13 protein-coding genes are annotated in these 15,569 nt (G+C 71.4%); 5 read left to right on the forward strand and 8 right to left on the reverse strand.

The window, feature by feature from the left end:
• From HJG44_RS02745 to HJG44_RS02755, 3 genes are all read right to left on the reverse strand, one after another.
• Positions 1–1,545: an outer membrane beta-barrel protein gene (locus tag HJG44_RS02745; RefSeq protein ID WP_171216787.1), complete on the reverse strand. Its 1,545-nt coding sequence runs from the start codon at positions 1,543–1,545 to the stop codon at positions 1–3.
• A 94-nt stretch (positions 1,546–1,639) separates the two neighbouring features.
• The gene (gene rsmD / locus HJG44_RS02750; protein ID WP_171216788.1) at positions 1,640–2,194 is read right to left on the reverse strand and encodes a 16S rRNA (guanine(966)-N(2))-methyltransferase RsmD; all 555 of its coding nucleotides are present in this window, start codon (positions 2,192–2,194) and stop codon (positions 1,640–1,642) included.
• A gap of 12 nt (positions 2,195–2,206) precedes the next feature.
• Positions 2,207–3,919 carry a pseudouridine synthase gene (locus HJG44_RS02755; protein WP_171216789.1) on the reverse strand — a complete coding sequence of 571 codons (1,713 nt, stop codon included), beginning with the start codon at positions 3,917–3,919 and terminating at the stop codon, positions 2,207–2,209.
• A 23-nt stretch (positions 3,920–3,942) separates the two neighbouring features.
• Here HJG44_RS02755 and HJG44_RS02760 point away from each other — a divergent pair, with 23 nt between their 5' ends.
• Positions 3,943–4,419, forward strand: a complete 477-nt coding sequence (locus HJG44_RS02760; RefSeq protein ID WP_430395023.1) for a nucleoside deaminase — start codon at positions 3,943–3,945, stop codon at positions 4,417–4,419.
• On the opposite strand, the gene HJG44_RS02765 is transcribed toward HJG44_RS02760, so the two are convergent.
• The 3 genes from HJG44_RS02765 to HJG44_RS02775 are packed head-to-tail and all read right to left on the reverse strand — an operon-like array spanning position 4,416 to position 6,526.
• The gene (locus tag HJG44_RS02765; protein WP_171216790.1) at positions 4,416–5,315 is read right to left on the reverse strand and encodes an alpha/beta fold hydrolase; all 900 of its coding nucleotides are present in this window, start codon (positions 5,313–5,315) and stop codon (positions 4,416–4,418) included. The two genes, HJG44_RS02760 and HJG44_RS02765, sit on opposite strands and share 4 nt — an antisense overlap.
• A 9-nt stretch (positions 5,316–5,324) precedes the next feature.
• Positions 5,325–5,744 carry a GtrA family protein gene (locus tag HJG44_RS02770; protein ID WP_246735997.1) on the reverse strand — a complete coding sequence of 140 codons (420 nt, stop codon included), beginning with the start codon at positions 5,742–5,744 and terminating at the stop codon, positions 5,325–5,327.
• Complete coding sequence (locus HJG44_RS02775) at positions 5,741–6,526, reverse strand: SDR family NAD(P)-dependent oxidoreductase (protein ID WP_171216791.1); 786 nt, start codon at positions 6,524–6,526, stop codon at positions 5,741–5,743. Before HJG44_RS02775 ends, HJG44_RS02770 begins: the two co-directional genes overlap by 4 nt.
• An 80-nt stretch (positions 6,527–6,606) precedes the next feature.
• On the opposite strand from HJG44_RS02775, the gene HJG44_RS02780 reads away from it, so the two are divergent.
• On the forward strand, positions 6,607–7,506 hold the full coding sequence (locus tag HJG44_RS02780) for a 2-dehydropantoate 2-reductase (protein WP_171216792.1): 900 nt from the start codon (positions 6,607–6,609) through the stop codon (positions 7,504–7,506).
• A 134-nt stretch (positions 7,507–7,640) separates the two neighbouring features.
• Positions 7,641–8,633 carry a tripartite tricarboxylate transporter substrate-binding protein gene (locus HJG44_RS02785; protein ID WP_171216793.1) on the forward strand — a complete coding sequence of 331 codons (993 nt, stop codon included), beginning with the start codon at positions 7,641–7,643 and terminating at the stop codon, positions 8,631–8,633.
• 96 nt (positions 8,634–8,729) lie between these two features.
• On the opposite strand, the gene HJG44_RS02790 is transcribed toward HJG44_RS02785, so the two are convergent.
• The gene (locus HJG44_RS02790; protein WP_171216794.1) at positions 8,730–9,923 is read right to left on the reverse strand and encodes a M20 aminoacylase family protein; all 1,194 of its coding nucleotides are present in this window, start codon (positions 9,921–9,923) and stop codon (positions 8,730–8,732) included.
• Entirely contained in the window at positions 9,920–10,831 is a 912-nt protein-coding gene (locus HJG44_RS02795; protein WP_430395024.1) for an SDR family oxidoreductase, read from the reverse strand. Before HJG44_RS02795 ends, HJG44_RS02790 begins: the two co-directional genes overlap by 4 nt.
• A gap of 119 nt (positions 10,832–10,950) precedes the next feature.
• Here HJG44_RS02795 and HJG44_RS02800 point away from each other — a divergent pair, with 119 nt between their 5' ends.
• On the forward strand, positions 10,951–11,460 hold the full coding sequence (locus HJG44_RS02800) for a hypothetical protein (protein ID WP_171216795.1): 510 nt from the start codon (positions 10,951–10,953) through the stop codon (positions 11,458–11,460).
• Positions 11,461–11,914: 454 nt separating this feature from the next.
• The gene (gene carB, locus HJG44_RS02805) at positions 11,915–15,382 is read left to right on the forward strand and encodes a carbamoyl-phosphate synthase large subunit (protein WP_171216796.1); all 3,468 of its coding nucleotides are present in this window, start codon (positions 11,915–11,917) and stop codon (positions 15,380–15,382) included.
• The last annotated feature ends 187 nt before the right edge of the window (positions 15,383–15,569 follow it).

Raw genomic sequence — 15,569 nt, forward strand, 5'->3', positions numbered from 1 at the left:
TCAGGGCTGGTAGCGCATCCCGACCAGGAAGACGTTGGCCGTGTAGCTCGATCCGGCGATCGAGCTCGTGAGCCGCTCCCAGTTGTAGCTCGCCCGCAACGCGACGGAGCGGTTCAGCTTGTACTCGGCCCGGACCAGGGCGCCGTAGCCGCGCTCGTGGATCGCCGCGCCCTGGTAGTCGTAATCGGAGATGGTCAGCCCGCCGGTCACGATCAGGTAGCGCCTGAGCGCGTGCGAGACTTCGAGCAGGCCGCGGATCGTCTGCACGCCGCGCGCGTCCGGCACGGTCGTTTCGTCCACGGCCGCCGAGGCGGTCGCCTTGATCGTCGTCAGCGGCGTCACGGCCCAGACGAGCGAAGCGTCGACGAGCGGGCTCGTCAGGTCTCCGAGCCGCGGGTCGTCGTAGCGGCGGTTGATGGCGCCCGCCGCGATCTCGCCCGTGATGAGCCGCGTGATCTCGAAGGTGGTGCCGGCGCGCCCGCCGATCCCGTCGGAGCTGCGCCGGAACCCCGCATTGTCGATCCGCCTGTCATAGACGCGCGTGTCGGCCAGCGCCTCCACGAAGGGAATGAAGCCGGGCGTGATCTCGTAGCCGAGCCGGCCGCGGATACCGTATTGCGTGACGTTGCGGTCGCTCTGGTCGATGAGGATGCCGCTCGGCGTGCGGGCGTTCTCGTAATCGGTGCGGTCGATCGTGCCCTGCAGCGACGCGACGAGCCGGTTGAAGCGGTGCGTCAGGCCGAGCGTGCCGCCTTCGCTGAAGATCAGCGGCCTCGTCTTGACCGGCGAGGCGAGATCCGGGCTGTCCGGGCGCTGCGTGTCGATGAGGTAGCGGCCCTCGATGTTGATCTGGGTATCGCGCAGCACGTCGAGCCGCAGGCCCACACGCCCGGAGCCCTCCGGCCGGCTCGCCTCCGGGACGGCGGGATACTCGTTATAGGCGCCGCGGAGGAAGCCCGAGAGCTCGTGCCGCGACCAGTCGCTCTGGAGGCGCAGCTCGCCTTCGGTATGGGACACGAAGGAGCCCTTCCGCTGCTGCGTGCGGTTCGGGTTCGTGTCGTAGCCGATCGATTGCTCGATGGCCGGAAAGAGCGTGAGCCCGCCGACCCGGATGCCGAGCGAGGCGAAGGGATCCTCCTCCGGCGCGCGCCTGCGGGGCAGCGGGGGCGGCGTCGTGCCGAGCGCCAGCGCCGGATCCGGCACGCCGTTGAGCTGCGGCTGCACGTCCGGAAGAAGGCCGGGCGGGGTCAGGGTTGCTCTGAACGGCGTCGCCGGAAGCGCCTGGACGGGGTTGCGGGAGCGCCGCGAGGCCGGCCGGGGCGGCCGCGCCGGCCGGCGGATCCCGATCGGCGGGACCGTGCCGATCGCCGGCTCCGCGTTCGGGATCGACAGCCCCGTATTCCCCGTCGGGGCCGTGCTCCCCGTGGTCGGCGGATCGGCCGGACCCGCCGTGCCGCGGAGCTGCGCCGCCCCCGTTCGGCACGAGCCGATCAGGAGCGCTGCGGCGGCGACGGCGGTGAGAAGGTTCGGTCGCGTCCGGTCCACGGGCGCACCTCGGCGCGGGAGATGAGGAGCCGTCGCGGGCGTGACGGTGCTTAACGAGGGCTAAAGGGACGCGGTTAAGGAAGGGTAAGCGCGGTCAGCCGAGGAAGCGGGCGAAGGTGACCTCCGTGTCGCCGACCTCGCGCCGATCCAGCTCCTCGAAGCCGGCCGGAAGGGAGAAGGCTCCGGCCCGTTCCTCCACGACTGCGAGCGAGCCGGGTTCGAGCCAGCCGCCTGCGACTGCCGAGAGGAGGGCGGGGCCGGCGAGATCGCGCCCGTAGGGCGGGTCGCAGAAGAGCAGCGAGAAGGTCCCGTTCGGCCCGGCCGGGCCCAGCCGGGTCGCGTCGCGGCGGAACAGCCGGGTCGAGCCGCCGAGCCCGAGCCGGTCGATATTCTCGCGGATCAGCCCGCGGGCGGCGGCGGACTCGTCCACCAGGAGCGCGAAGGCGGCGCCGCGCGACATCGCCTCGAACCCCATCGCGCCCGTGCCGGCGAAGAGGTCGATCACGCGCGCCCCCGGGACGGGATCGCCATGGGCATGCGCCAGGATGTTGAAGATCGTCTCGCGCAGCCGGTCGGATGTCGGGCGGATCGCGTCCGAACCCGGTCCGGCGAGCGGGCGCCCGCGGAAGCGGCCGCCGACGATCCTCACGGCGAGTTTCCCCTAGCGGCCGCGCCCCCGCGGCGCCCCGCCGCTCGGGCGCGGTCCGGCTTTGCCGCCGGGCCGGGGGCCGCCGCGGGAGGGGCCGCCACGGCCTTGTCCCGCACCCGTCCGTCCGCCGGGCTTGCCGAAGGCGGGACGGCCGCCCGCTCGTTCGGCCGGGCGCTGATCGCGATCTCGGCCGAAGCCGCCGCCTGCAGGCCGCTTCGTCCGGGCAGGCCGGTCGTCGTCCTCACGCCGGGTCCGCGGAGGCCGGTCCGGCCGCGGCGGGCGCTCGGCGCGCTCCTCGCGCCGGGGACGGCGGGGCTTTTCCTCCGCCGCGGGATCGGCGACGAGCCGCTCCACGACGACCCGGCGCCCTTCCGGCGAGGAGATCGCGCCGATGCGCTCGCGCTCGCGCGCGGCCGCGGCCTGCCGTTCGGCCTTGGGGTCCTCCCGGCGCGGATGGGGGCGGCGGGGCATCTCCTCGTTCTCGCCGGCATCAGCGTGCCAGACGGTGCTCGGCTTGGGGCGCGTCCGCGCGGCCGGGGCCCGCTCCCCGCGGACAGGCCCGCGCTCGCGGTCGTCGAAGCGTCTGCCGCGCGCGCGCTCGTCGTCGACGCGTGCCGTCCGGGGCCGCGGCGGCCGCTCCGGCTTGCCGCGCTGCGCTTCGGCCGGCTGCTTCTCCGGCTTGCCGAAGGGCGGGATCGGCTCGCGGACCGGGCTCTCGAAATCGACTCCCGCCTCCTCCGCGAGCTTCTGGCCGAGCTGATCCTTCAGGACGCGCGTGCGGACCTCCTCTACGAGACCTGGCTCGAGATCGCCGAGCTGGAATGGGCCGAAGGAGAGGCGGATGAGCCGGTTCACCTGGAGCCCGAGATGTTCGAGGACGCGCTTCACCTCGCGGTTCTTGCCCTCCTTGAGGGCCAGCGTGATCCAGACATTGTCGCCCTGGACCCGGTCGAGCGTCGCCTCGATCGGACCATATTCCATGCCTTCGAGCGTGATCCCGTTCTTCAGCCTATCGAGATCCGCCTGCGTGACCTCGCCATGCGCGCGCGCCCGGTAGCGGCGCGTCCAGCCGGTATCCGGATGCGCGATGACCTTGGCGAGCCCGCCATCGTTGGTGAGGAGGAGCAGGCCCTCCGTGTTGATGTCGAGCCGCCCGATGGCGACGACGCGCGGCATGTCCTCCGGCAGGGAGTCGAACACTGTCGGCCGGCCCTGCGGGTCGCGCGCCGTCGTCACGAGCCCGCGCGGCTTGTGGAACAGCCAGAGCCGCGTCCGCTCGCGCGAGGGGAGCGGCTCGCCATCGACCGCGATCCGGTCGCCGGGGCCGACATTCACGGCCGGCGAGGTGAGGGTCTCGCCGTTCAGCGTGACGCGGCCCTCCGCGATCATCGCCTCTGCGTCGCGCCGCGAGGCGACGCCGGCGCGGGCGATCACCTTGGCGATGCGCTCCTCGGCCGGCGGAGCGGCCTCGGGCTGCCGCGCCGGGGCCGGCGCGTCCGCCGGCTTCTCCTCGGAACGCCGGTTCTCCCGCCGCTCGAACGGGCGCGTGCGGGGCCCGTCCTCGCGCCGTCCCGCCCGCTCGGCGCCGAAGCGGCCGGGCGGCTTGCCCCGACCGTCTCCGCCGCTGCCGCCGCGTCGGGGTCCGTCGGGGAAGCTCTGGCCACGGGGCGGGCGTCCGCCGGGGCGGCCGGGGCGTTTGCCGCCCCTGTCATTGCTGTCTGCCATGGCCGGCTGATAGCAGAGGCCGCATGGCAGGGCGAGGGACGGATAGGGAGGGGCGCACCCGCATCGACCCGATGGCGCTCGCGCTGGAGGAAGCCCGCCGTGCCGGCGCTCTCGGCGAGGTGCCGGTCGGCGCCGTCGTCGTGAAGGACGGCAAGGTCGTCGCGGCCGGGCACAACCGGCCCCGGACGGCGCACGACCCGACCGCCCATGCGGAGATCGTCGCGCTGCGCGAGGCGGCAGCCGTGCTCGGGGACGAGCGGCTTGCGGGCTGCGACCTCTACGTCACGCTCGAGCCCTGTACGATGTGCGCAGGCGCGATCTCCTTCGCGCGCATCCGCCGGCTCTATTACGGCGCGTCCGACCCGAAGGGCGGCGCCGTGGAGAGCGGCGTGCGCTTCTTCGACGCGCCGACCTGCCATCATGCGCCGGAGGTGTATGGCGGCATTCGCGAGAGCGAGGCGGCCGAGCTCCTGCGCGGTTTCTTCGCCGGGCGGCGCTAACCTTCGAGGAAAGGCCGGAGCGCCGCGAGGGTCTCGGCCGGCGCCTCCTCGGCGACGAAATGCCCGCAATCGATCTCCGATCCCATGATCCCCGGAGCAAAGGTTTTCCGCCAAGCCTCGAGCGGCGGCTCGGCCCCGGACCGGACGAGATAGCGTGCGCTCCAGACCAGGAAGCTGGGGCAGGCGAGCGTCCTTCCGGCTGCCATGTCCGCCTTGTCCTGCGCCGGATCGAGCGTCGCGCCGGCGCGGTAATCCTCGCAGAAGGCGTGGATGCGGGTGGGCTCGTTGCAGCTCTGGCGATAGGCGGCGAGGGCGCGCCGGTCGAGAAAGTCGAGCGACTTCCCGCCTGACCAGGAGCGGATCAGCCCCTCGAAATAGGGGAGGGGATCCCGGCCGATCTCCGTCTCGGGCTCGGGCTCCGGCCGCGCCAGGAACTCCCAATGCGCAGCGGGTTGGGTCCCGGCGCGGATGCGCCTCCAGACCTCGAAGGTCGGCAGGATGTCGAGCAGCGCCAGCCGCTCGACCCGTCCGGGCTCGTCGAGCGCGAGCCGGTACGCGACGCGTGCGCCGCGGTCGTGCCCGGCCACCGCGAAGCGGACATGGCCGAGCTCCTCCATGACGCGCACGACGTCGCGGCCCATGGCCCGCTTCGAGTAGGTCTCGTGCCCCGGATCGCCGCGCGGCGCGGAGGACCAGCCGTAGCCGCGCAGGTCCATGCAGACCACGTGATGCGTGCGGGCGAGCTCCGGCGCGAGCCGGTGCCACATCGCATGCGTCTCCGGAAAGCCGTGGAGGAGCACGAGGGGCGGCCCGCTTCCACCCGAGCGGGCGAAGACCCGGCCGGTCTCCGTGTCGATCCAGTGCGAGGCGAAGCCGGGAAAGAGATCGTCCGTCATCCGGTTCTCCTAGGGGAGCACGGCCGGCGGCGCGCGGAACGTCCAGAGCTTGTGCGCCAGGAAGCTCCAGACCAGCACGATCCCGGTCGTCGCGACCTGGGCCGGCAGGTAGGGCGCGCCGAGCGCCCGCACGAAGAGCGCCATGGCGGCCCAGGTGAGGCCGAACCCCACGAGCGCGACCACGGCGAAGCGCCAGCCCGCCTCCCGGTGCGGGCGGTCGCTCGCATAGGTATGCCGGCGGTTGAGCAGGTAGGACACGATGCCTCCGCCCACATAGCCGACCAGTGTCGCCCGCACGGCCTCCATGCGGTAGCCTTCGACGAGGCTGACGAGCAAGCCGTAATGCACGATCGCGGCCGCGATCCCGACGCCGAAGAAGGCGGAGAACTGCCGCAGCAGGGCCCGCATGGAACCCGGCCGGGCCGTCATCCCTTCGGCCTCTGCAGCCAGCCCGCGATCTGCCGGGCGAGGCGGCGCGGCGCGAGCTTGGCCCCGATTGCGCCGAGGCGGTTGGAAGCGCCGGGAATGACGACAGCCCGCCCCGCCTCGTGCCCGTCGATCCCGGCCTGCGCCACCTCCGCGGCGGACATGGGCCGCTCGAACATCCGCGAGCGCTCCAGGTCGGCGCGGGCCGAGAACTCGGTCGCGGTCGGGCCCGGGCAGAGCGCCGTGACCACCACGCCGTGCCGGCCCGCCTCCTCGTGCAGCGCCTCCGAGAGTGACAGGACATAGGCCTTCGTGGCCGCGTAGGCCGCCATGTACGGGATGGCCTGGAAGGCTGCGGTGGACGCGACGTTGATGATGCCGCCGCGCCGCCGTGCCGCGAGGCCGGGAAGCGCGAGCCGGCAGAGCTGGGTCAGGCTCACGACGTTGAGCTGCAGCATGGCGAGCTGGTCGCGATAGGGCAGGGTCGCGAATCCGCCGCGCAGCCCGAACCCGGCATTGTTGACGAGCGTCTCCAGCTCGATCCCGCGCCGGTCGAGTTCGGCCATCAGCGCCTCGGCGCCGTCCGGCTCCTCCAGATCGAGCACGACGGTCTCGATCCTTGCGTCGGGATGGCGCGAGCCGATCTCGGCCTTCAGCTCCGCGAGCCGCGCCTCGCGGCGCGCCGCCAAGACGAGCGAGCGTCCGCGGCCGGCATAGATCCGCGCCATCTCGGCCCCGATCCCGCTCGATGCGCCCGTGATCACCGCCCAGCGCGGATCGTTCATGCTTCGAGGCCTCCTGGAACGCGGTCGAGGATGGGTTATGCGTACGGGCTTCACGGTTCCAGTAGCGCAAGCGGGGCGGGATGTCTGGCAAGGTCGCGATCATCGGGTCTGGCGCCATCGGGGGTTATCTGGCGGCGGAGCTCGCCGAGGCGGGCCGCGACGTCACCCTCTGCGTCCGCACCCCGTTCGACAGGCTGATCGTCGAGGAGCCGGACCGGACGCGGCAGGTCGCCGTACCGCTCGCGACGAGGCCGGAAGATGTCGGCCCCGTGCCGTTCGTCCTCCTCACCACCAAGTCGCAGGACACGGCGGGCACGAAGCCCTGGCTCGACCGCCTGGTCGGGCCGGAGACGATCGTCGTCGTGGTGCAGAACGGCGTCGGGCACGAGGAGCGCGTCCGTCCGCTGGCCCCCGGCGCACGCGCGATCCTGCCGGCCATCATCTATTGCTCGGCCGAGCGGGTCTCGCCGGGCCGCATCCGCCATCACGCCTATGCGAGGCTGACGCTGTCTGCGACGGAGGCCGGCGCCGCCATCCCGCCGCTCTTCGCGGGCTCCGCCTTCGAGGTGGCGGAGGATCCCGATTTCACGACCGTCGCCTGGCGGAAGCTCCTCGGCAACCTGGTCGCGAACCCGATCACCGCCTTGACGCTCCGGCGCATCCGGGTGCTCGGCGAGGAGGGCATCGGCCCGCTCGTATCCGGCGTCCTCGCCGAGGCCCTCCGGGTCGCGCAGGCGGAGGGCGCGAAGCTCACGCCGGCCGATGCCGACCAGGTCGTTGCCGGCCTCGGCAAGGCCAATCCGGACGGCGGCACATCCATGCTCTACGACCGGCTCGCGGGCCGGCCGCTCGAGCACGACTACATCACGGGCGCGGTCGTCCGTGCGGCCGAGCGGCACGGGATCGAGGTGCCGCTCAACCGCGCGCTCCTCGCCCTCTGCCAAGCCGCGAGCGGGCGTGGCCTGGACGGATCGTACTAGCGAAGGAGGAGGGTCAGCCGCGTCCGCACCGGGCCGACCGCGCCGGCCGGCATAGCCGGATGTCCAGCTTTACGTTCCCCCTCCCGTGTGCTGCCCTGACCGGAGAAACGGCCAAGACCGAAGGAGGAAACATCATGAAAGGGTGCGCCAGGGCTGCGGCGGTCATGTTGATAGGGCTGCTCGGCTGGTCGGCCCAGGCCCAGACCCAGACCCAGACCTATCCGAGCCGGCCGCTCACCATGGTGATCCCGTTCGCGGCGGGCGGCCCGACGGACGTCATCGGTCGCATCATCGGCGAGCAGATGTCCCGCAGCCTCGGTCAGTCGGTCGTCATCGAGAACGTTGTCGGAGCGAGCGGGCAGACCGCAGGGCTGCGCGTCTCCCAGGCCGCGCCCGACGGCTACACCTTCCTGATCGGTCACACCGGCACGCATGCGGCGGCGGTCGCCCTGAACCCGAAGCTCCGCTACGACCCGCTGTCCGATTTCACACCCGTGGGTCTGGTCAACACCAATCCGATCCTGGTCGTCGCCCGCAAGACGCTCCCGGCCTCCAACCTTCGCGAGTTCGTCGCCTATCTCAAAGCGAGCGAGGGCAAGGTCACCAATGCCCATGCGGGCATCGGGTCGGTGTCCCATACCACCTGCCTCCTCTTCAATTCGATCGTCGGCATCAAGCCGACGGAGGTGCCGTATCGCGGAACGGGGCCGGCCATGAACGACATCATCGGCGGGCAGGTCGACTACCTTTGCGACCAGATCGTCAATGTGGCGCCACAGGTGCAGGCAGACACCATCAAGGCCTTCGCGGTCGCGCAGGCGGAACGGGCCCGGAGCCTGCCGGGCGTACCCACGACGGACGAGGCCGGGCTGCCCGAGTACAAGGTCCAGGTCTGGAATGCGATGTTCCTGCCGAAGGACACGCCCCGGCCGATCCTGGACAAGCTGAACGAGGCGCTGGTCGCCGCGCTGGCCTCGCCAGCCGTGCAGACCCGCTTCGCCGAACTCGGCGCCGATGTCCCGGCCCGGGATCTGCAAAGTCCAGAGGGGCTCCACCGCTTCATCAGAAGCGAGATCGACCGCTGGACGCCGGTAATCAGGAAAGCAGGCGCAGTGCTGGACCAGTGACGAGCGGCGGGCAGTCCTCAGCCGCCGCCGTCCGCGATCGGGGAGGGGGGCGCCGCGCCGCATCTTCAGAATGCGGAGGTCGGGTCGGACCCCGCCTCACGGGGCGGCAAGCTCCTCCCTGACCAGGCTCACCCAATAGGCGACCCCGAGCGGGATGATGCCGTCGTTGAAGTCGTAATGCGGCGTGTGGACTGGGTGGTGCGTACCGTCGGGGTTCACGCCGTTGCCGATGAAGATGAAGGCGCCCGGCCGGGCCCGCAGCATGTCGGAGAAGTCCTCGCCGCCCGTGATGGGCGGGGCGTTGCCCTCCACCCTGTCGCCGCCGACGAGGGACGCGGCGACCCGGGTGGCGATCGCGGTCTGTTCCGGGTGGTTGACGAGCGCCTGGCAGAGCTTCTCGTAGACCACTTCGGCCGTGCAGCCCTGCGCGGCCGCATGCGCCTCGGCGAGCTCCCGCATCCGCCGCTCGACCTTCGCGCGGATGTCCTCCGAGAAGGTCCGGACCGTGCCGCGGATCGCGATCTCGGCCGGGATCACGTTCGGCGAATGCGGCGAGCCGCCCTGGATGGAGCCGATCGAGATCACGGCGGGTTCGAGCGCGGGGATGTTGCGGCCGATCACGTTCTGCAGCGCCAGGACGAAATGGGCCTGCGCGATTGTGGTGTCGGTCGCCAGATGCGGGGTGGAGCCGCCATGCCCGCCCGTGCCGCGGAAGGTGACCGTGAAGAAGTCGACCGCCGCCATCATCGGCCCCGGCCGCAGGCGGAACTGCCCGACCGGCGTGCCCGCCCCGTTATGCATCCCGTAGACGGCGTCGCAGGGAAAGCGCTCGAATAGCCCGTCCTCGATCATGCGGGCGGCACCGCCGCCGCCCTCCTCGGCGGGCTGGAAGATGAAATGAACCTGCCCGGCGAAGTCCGGCTTCTCGGCGAGATAGCGCGCCGCGCCGAGCAGCATGGTCGTGTGCCCGTCATGGCCGCAGGCGTGCATCTTGCCCGGGATCGTCGAGGCGTAGGGAAGCCCCGTCTGCTCGTGGATGTTGAGCGCGTCCATGTCCGCCCGCAGCCCCACCGCGTGGTTCCCCGGGCGCCTGCCCCTGAGCGTGCCGACCACTCCCGTCCGGCCGACCCCCTCGCTCACCTCGATGCCCCAGCTCCGCAGCCGCTCGGCGACGAGCGCGGCGGTGCGCGTCTCCTCGAAGGAGGTTTCCGGATGCGCATGGATGTCGCGCCGGATGCGGATGAGGTCGTCCGCGAAGGGCGCGATCTCGGCGAGGAGCGGATGGGTCATCTGGTCCCTTGGGGTCGGTGCGCGCCCAGGAAGTCGGGCGTCTGCCAGCCAAGATGCTGCCCGCCGTCCACGCAGATCAACTGCCCTGTGACATTGCGGGCCCGCGCCAGGAACAGGACCGCCTCGGCGATCTCGGCCGCCTGGACCGGTCGGGCGAGCGGAATCCCCGCCACCTCCGCCCGCATCCCGTCCTCTCCGTCGTGGCGGTTCGGCGCGGTCGGGCCGGGCCCGACCGCATTCACCCGGATGCGGCGCGCTGCATGGGCCTGCGCCATCGTCCGTGTCGCGGTCCAGAGCGCCGACTTGGACAGGGTATAGGAGAAATAGGCCGGGTTCGGGCGCAGGACCCGCTGGTCGATGATGTTGACGATGGAGGCTTCGATCCCATCCGGCACCTGGGCCGCGAAGGCGGCCGCAAGGAGCACCGGCGCCTTCAGGTTCACGGCGAAGTGCCGGTCGAGCAGATCGGGATCGGGAGCCTCCGCCCCGTCCGGCTCGAACAGGGCGGCGGAATTGACAAGCAGCGTCAGCGGCCCGAGCGCGGCATTGGCCGCATCCACGACCGCGGCCGGCGCGGCCGCGTCTTCGAGGTCGCCCGGCACCACGGCGACGCGACGCCCGCCCGATGCGAGGCGGGTCGCGGCCGCTTCGGCCTCGCGCCGCGACCCCGGGCTGCAATGGAGCGCGACGTCGTAGCCGGCCCTGGCCAGTTCCTCGGCGATGGCGAGCCCGATCCGGCGCGCGGCGCCCGTCACCAGTGCCGCCGCGATCCCCGCCTCGCCCGCCGTCCCGCCGTCCAAGGCCGTTCCCCCGCTCGTCCGCCGCTCATAGTCGAGCTTCGCCGCGGCCGGAAAGCCGGCCCCGCCGATCCCGATTGTTGGAACTTCCGCCCGGGCAGCCAAGTTCACGTCGCAACCATGCAAGTTCCGGCGCCGTGGCGGAAGCCCGACCCGAATATCCGGGCCGAAAGCGGCGCCGGCTTGCGTCCAGATCTCGGATGTGGCGGTCGGCGATGCGGATCAGCGGCTTGAAGTCTTCTCTGCGTGCCGCCGCCGGCGCCGCCTTGGTGCTCGGCGGCATCACGGGCGCGCAGGCCGGGTTCTTCGAACGATTGTTCGGGATCGAGCCGGAGCCGCAGCGCTACTACTATCAGCCCGCCCCTGCGGGGGAGGGGGTGGATGTGGGCGACGATGCGCTCGACATCACGGTGCGCAAGCGCCCCAAGGAGCGGGCGGTGCGCAAGGAGCGCAAGCGGCAGGATTCGGTCGAGACCGCGAGCGTGCCCCCCGAGGCGCTCGACCCGGCCAAGAACCCGGACTGGTACCTGCAGGACCCGACGCTCCGGCGCGGCGACATCGTGGTGCTCAAGGGCGAGGTCCTGGTCTTCCGCGGCGGGCGCCTGCCCTTCTCGCGGGCGAACTTCGCCTCGCTCTCAGAATCGGACCTGCCGAAGGAGGAACGCGAGCGCCTCGCCCACATGGCCGGGTTGAAGCCCGTCCTCCCGCCCCGCACGACGGTGGCGAGCGCGGCCGAATAGGGCGGCCGGACCGGGTTCAGCGGGATCCGAGCCCGCGTCGCGGCGGGGGCTCCCGCCTGCGGGGGGTCGGCTCTTCCCCGTCCTGCCCGGCGCGGCTGTCGGGGCGTCGGCGGTCGGCCTGGCGCAGCAGGCTCTTCACGTGGCTCCGGATGTTGCGCCTGCGCTCGTTGTCCACGGCTCCCGCCCCAGAGATCGCCCCGATCGCGTCCATCGTAGCCTGCGGGCGCGGATCCCGATTCATCTGAACAGATAGGTTGGCGCGGACCCGCAGGGTCCTGCCCGGCGGCGCCTCGCACCAGCTCCGCGACGAGCGGGCGGGAAGCTTCCGCCTGCCGGTCCCGCTTCCCCCCGGCGGCGCGGCCTGCTAAAGCCTGCGCCCTAGCCCGATCACACCGTTGCCCGAGCGTGGCGCCTCGCCCGAGCGCCGCGCGCGGGCGCGCGCACGCAACACGCAATGCCCAAACGCACAGACATCTCCACCATCCTGATCATCGGGGCGGGGCCGATCGTGATCGGCCAAGCCTGCGAGTTCGACTATTCGGGCACCCAGGCCTGCAAGGCCCTGAAGGCCGAAGGCTACCGCATCGTCCTGGTCAACTCGAACCCGGCGACGATCATGACCGATCCCGATCTCGCCGATGCGACCTATGTCGAGCCGATCACGCCGGAGATCGTCGCCAAGGTCATCGAGAAGGAGCGCGGCGACCGCTCCAAAGGCTTCGCGCTGCTGCCGACCATGGGCGGCCAGACGGCGCTGAACACGGCGCTCTCGCTCAAGAAGATGGGCGTGCTCGACCGGTTCGGCGTCGAGATGATCGGCGCCGACGCGACCGCGATCGACAAGGCGGAGGACCGCCAGCTCTTCCGCGAGGCGATGACCCGGATCGGGCTCGAGACGCCGCGTTCGGCCCTCGCCAACGCCTCGGCGCTCAAGAAGGCGGACCGGGAGAAATACCTCGCGGGCAAGTCCGCGATCGACCCGGCGGACGCCGCCGCGCTCGCGGCCTACGAGGCCGCCTGGGAGCGCGGCGAGAACGAGCGTCGCAAGCGCTACCAGGAGCATGCGCTCGGCGCGGCCCTTGCGGCGCTGCCGATGGTCGGGCTCCCGGCCATCATCCGGCCATCCTTCACGCTCGGCGGGACGGGCGGCGGCATCGCCTATAACCGCGAGGAGTTCCTGGAGATCGTCGAGCGCGGCCTCGACGCCTCGCCCACCAACGAGGTGCTCATCGAGGAGAGCGTGCTCGGCTGGAAGGAATACGAGATGGAGGTGGTCCGCGACGGGGCGGACAACTGCATCATCATCTGCTCGATCGAGAACGTGGACCCGATGGGAGTTCACACCGGGGACTCGATCACCGTCGCGCCGGCGCTGACGCTGACCGACAAGGAATACCAGATCATGCGCGACGCCTCGATCGCGGTTTTGCGCGAGATCGGCGTCGAGACGGGCGGCTCCAACGTCCAGTTCGCGATCAACCCCGAGAACGGGCGCATGATCGTGATCGAGATGAACCCGCGCGTGTCGCGCTCGTCCGCGCTCGCCTCCAAGGCGACGGGCTTCCCGATCGCGAAGGTCGCGGCGAAGCTCGCGGTCGGCTACACGCTCGACGAGATCGAGAACGACATCACGGCCGGCGCCACCCCGGCCTCCTTCGAGCCGACGATCGACTACGTCGTCACCAAGATCCCGCGCTTTGCCTTCGAGAAGTTCCCGGGCGCCGAGCCGACGCTCACCACGGCCATGAAGTCCGTCGGCGAGGTCATGGCGATCGGCCGGACCTTCCCGGAAAGCCTCCAGAAGGCGCTGCGCTCGCTGGAGACGGGGCTGACCGGGCTCGACGAGATCGAGATCGAGGGGCTCGGCAAGGGCGACGACAGGAACGCCGTCAAGGCCGCGATCTCGACCCCGACGCCCGACCGGCTGCTCAAGGTCGCGCAGGCGCTCCGCCTCGGCTTCTCGGTGGAGGAGGTGTACGAGAGCTGCCGGATCGACCGGTGGTTCCTCCAGCAGATCTGCTCCATCCTCGATCTGGAGGCGAAGGTGAAGGCGCACGGCCTGCCGGCGACGCCCGGCGCGCTGCGCAAGCTGAAGGCGGCGGGCTTCTCGGATGCGCGCCTCGCGGTCCTGACGGGCAGGAGCGAGGCGGAGGTGAGGGCGCTGCGCCGTTCGCTCGACGTCCGGCCCGTCTTCAAGCGCATCGACACCTGCGCGGCCGAGTTCGCCTCGCCCACCGCCTACATGTACTCGACCTACGCGCCGCCCTTCGCGGGCGCGCCGGTCTCGGAGGCGGAGCCCTCCGACCGGAAGAAGGTGATGATCCTCGGCGGCGGGCCGAACCGGATCGGGCAGGGGATCGAGTTCGACTATTGCTGCTGCCATGCCGCCTTCGCGCTCGGCGAGGCCGGCTACGAGACCGTGATGGTGAACTGCAACCCGGAGACCGTGTCGACGGACTACGACACCTCCGACCGGCTCTATTTCGAGCCGCTGACCGCCGAGGACGTGCTGGAGATCGTCGATGTCGAGCGCTCGCGCGGCACGCTGCACGGCGTCATCGTGCAGTTCGGCGGGCAGACGCCGCTGAAGCTCGCAAAGCCCCTCGAGGCCGAGGGCGTGCCGATCCTCGGCACCTCGCCGGATGCGATCGACCTCGCCGAGGACCGCGACCGCTTCAAGCGCCTCCTCGACCGGCTGCACCTGAAGCAGCCGAAGAACGGCATCGCCTATTCGGTGGAGCAGGCGCGGCTCGTGGCGAGCGATCTCGGCCTGCCTTTCGTGGTGCGCCCCTCCTACGTGCTCGGCGGCCGCGCCATGGCGATCATCCGCGACGAGCAGCAATTCGAGGACTATCTCCTCGGCACGCTGCCCTCGCTGATCCCGTCGGACGTGAAGGCGCGCTATCCGAACGACAAGACCGGCCAGATCAATACCGTGCTCGGGCAGAACCCGCTTCTCTTCGATCGCTACCTGTCGGATGCGATCGAGGTGGATGTCGACGCGCTCTGCGACGGCAAGGACGTCTTCGTCGCCGGCATCATGGAGCATATCGAGGAGGCCGGGATCCATTCCGGCGACTCGGCCTGCTCGCTGCCGCCGCGCTCGCTCTCGCCGGAGACCGTGCGGAAGCTGGAGGACCAGACCCGCGCGCTCGCGCTCGGCCTCGGCGTGGGCGGCCTGATGAACGTGCAATACGCGATCAAGGACGGCGAGATCTACGTGCTGGAGGTGAACCCGCGCGCATCCCGCACCGTACCCTTCGTCGCCAAGGTGATCGGCGTGCCGATCGCCAAGATCGCGGCCCGCATCATGGCGGGCGAGAGCCTCGCCTCGTTCGGGCTCGCCCGCAAGGAGCTCAACCATATCGGCGTGAAGGAGGCCGTCTTCCCCTTCGCGCGCTTCCCGGGCGTCGACGTGCTGCTCGGGCCGGAGATGCGGTCCACGGGCGAGGTCATCGGGCTCGATCGCGGCTTCGGGGTCGCCTTCGCTAAGAGCCAGCTCGGCGGGGGCACGAGCGTGCCGCGCGGCGGGACGGTCTTCGTGTCGGTGCGCGATGGCGACAAGGAGCGGATCGCGCCCGCCGTGAAGCTCCTCGCCGATCTCGGCTTCCGGATCGTGGCGACGCGTGGCACGCAGCGCTACCTCGCCGAGCAGGGCATCCCGGCCGAGCGCATCAACAAGGTGCTGGAAGGCCGGCCGCACGTCGTCGACGCGATCAAGAACGGCGACATCCAGCTCGTGTTCAATACGACCGAGGGGGCGGGAGCGCTGTCCGATTCCCGTTCGCTCCGCCGCGCCGCGCTGCTGCACAAGGTGCCGTACTACACCACGCTCGCCGGCGCCGTGGCCGCGGCGGAGGGGATCAAGGCCTATCTCGCCGGCGATCTCGAGGTGCGCGCCCTGCAGGAGTACTTCGGCTGAACGCGCCTCTTCGTTGATGGGCAGGTGCCCTGCGCCAAGCTCCACGTCATGCAGGGCTGCCGTCGCGATTGGGCGCTGGCGCATGTCTTCGGCGAGCATTCCAGTGGCCTGCCGCCCGCAGGGGCTCGCCTCGTCTGGGGACCCGGCCTGCCGCCCTCTTGCGCAAGGTGCTCGGCTGCACCACACT

This window comes from Enterovirga aerilata (genome assembly GCF_013044135.1).
GTDB lineage: Bacteria > Pseudomonadota > Alphaproteobacteria > Rhizobiales > Beijerinckiaceae > Enterovirga > Enterovirga aerilata.

Bases quoted from the DNA above. Each gene is read 5' to 3' on its own strand.
- HJG44_RS02755 (WP_171216789.1), bottom strand. From the start codon at position 3,919: ATGGCAGACAGCAATGACAGGGGCGGCAAACGCCCCGGCCGCCCCGGC.
- HJG44_RS02760 (WP_430395023.1), top strand. From the start codon at position 3,943: ATGGCAGGGCGAGGGACGGATAGGGAGGGGCGCACCCGCATCGACCCG.
- HJG44_RS02765 (WP_171216790.1), bottom strand. From the start codon at position 5,315: ATGACGGACGATCTCTTTCCCGGCTTCGCCTCGCACTGGATCGACACG.
- HJG44_RS02770 (WP_246735997.1), bottom strand. From the start codon at position 5,744: ATGACGGCCCGGCCGGGTTCCATGCGGGCCCTGCTGCGGCAGTTCTCC.
- HJG44_RS02775 (WP_171216791.1), bottom strand. From the start codon at position 6,526: ATGAACGATCCGCGCTGGGCGGTGATCACGGGCGCATCGAGCGGGATC.
- HJG44_RS02780 (WP_171216792.1), top strand. From the start codon at position 6,607: ATGTCTGGCAAGGTCGCGATCATCGGGTCTGGCGCCATCGGGGGTTAT.
- HJG44_RS02785 (WP_171216793.1), top strand. From the start codon at position 7,641: ATGAAAGGGTGCGCCAGGGCTGCGGCGGTCATGTTGATAGGGCTGCTC.
- HJG44_RS02790 (WP_171216794.1), bottom strand. From the start codon at position 9,923: ATGACCCATCCGCTCCTCGCCGAGATCGCGCCCTTCGCGGACGACCTC.
- carB (WP_171216796.1), top strand. From the start codon at position 11,915: ATGCCCAAACGCACAGACATCTCCACCATCCTGATCATCGGGGCGGGG.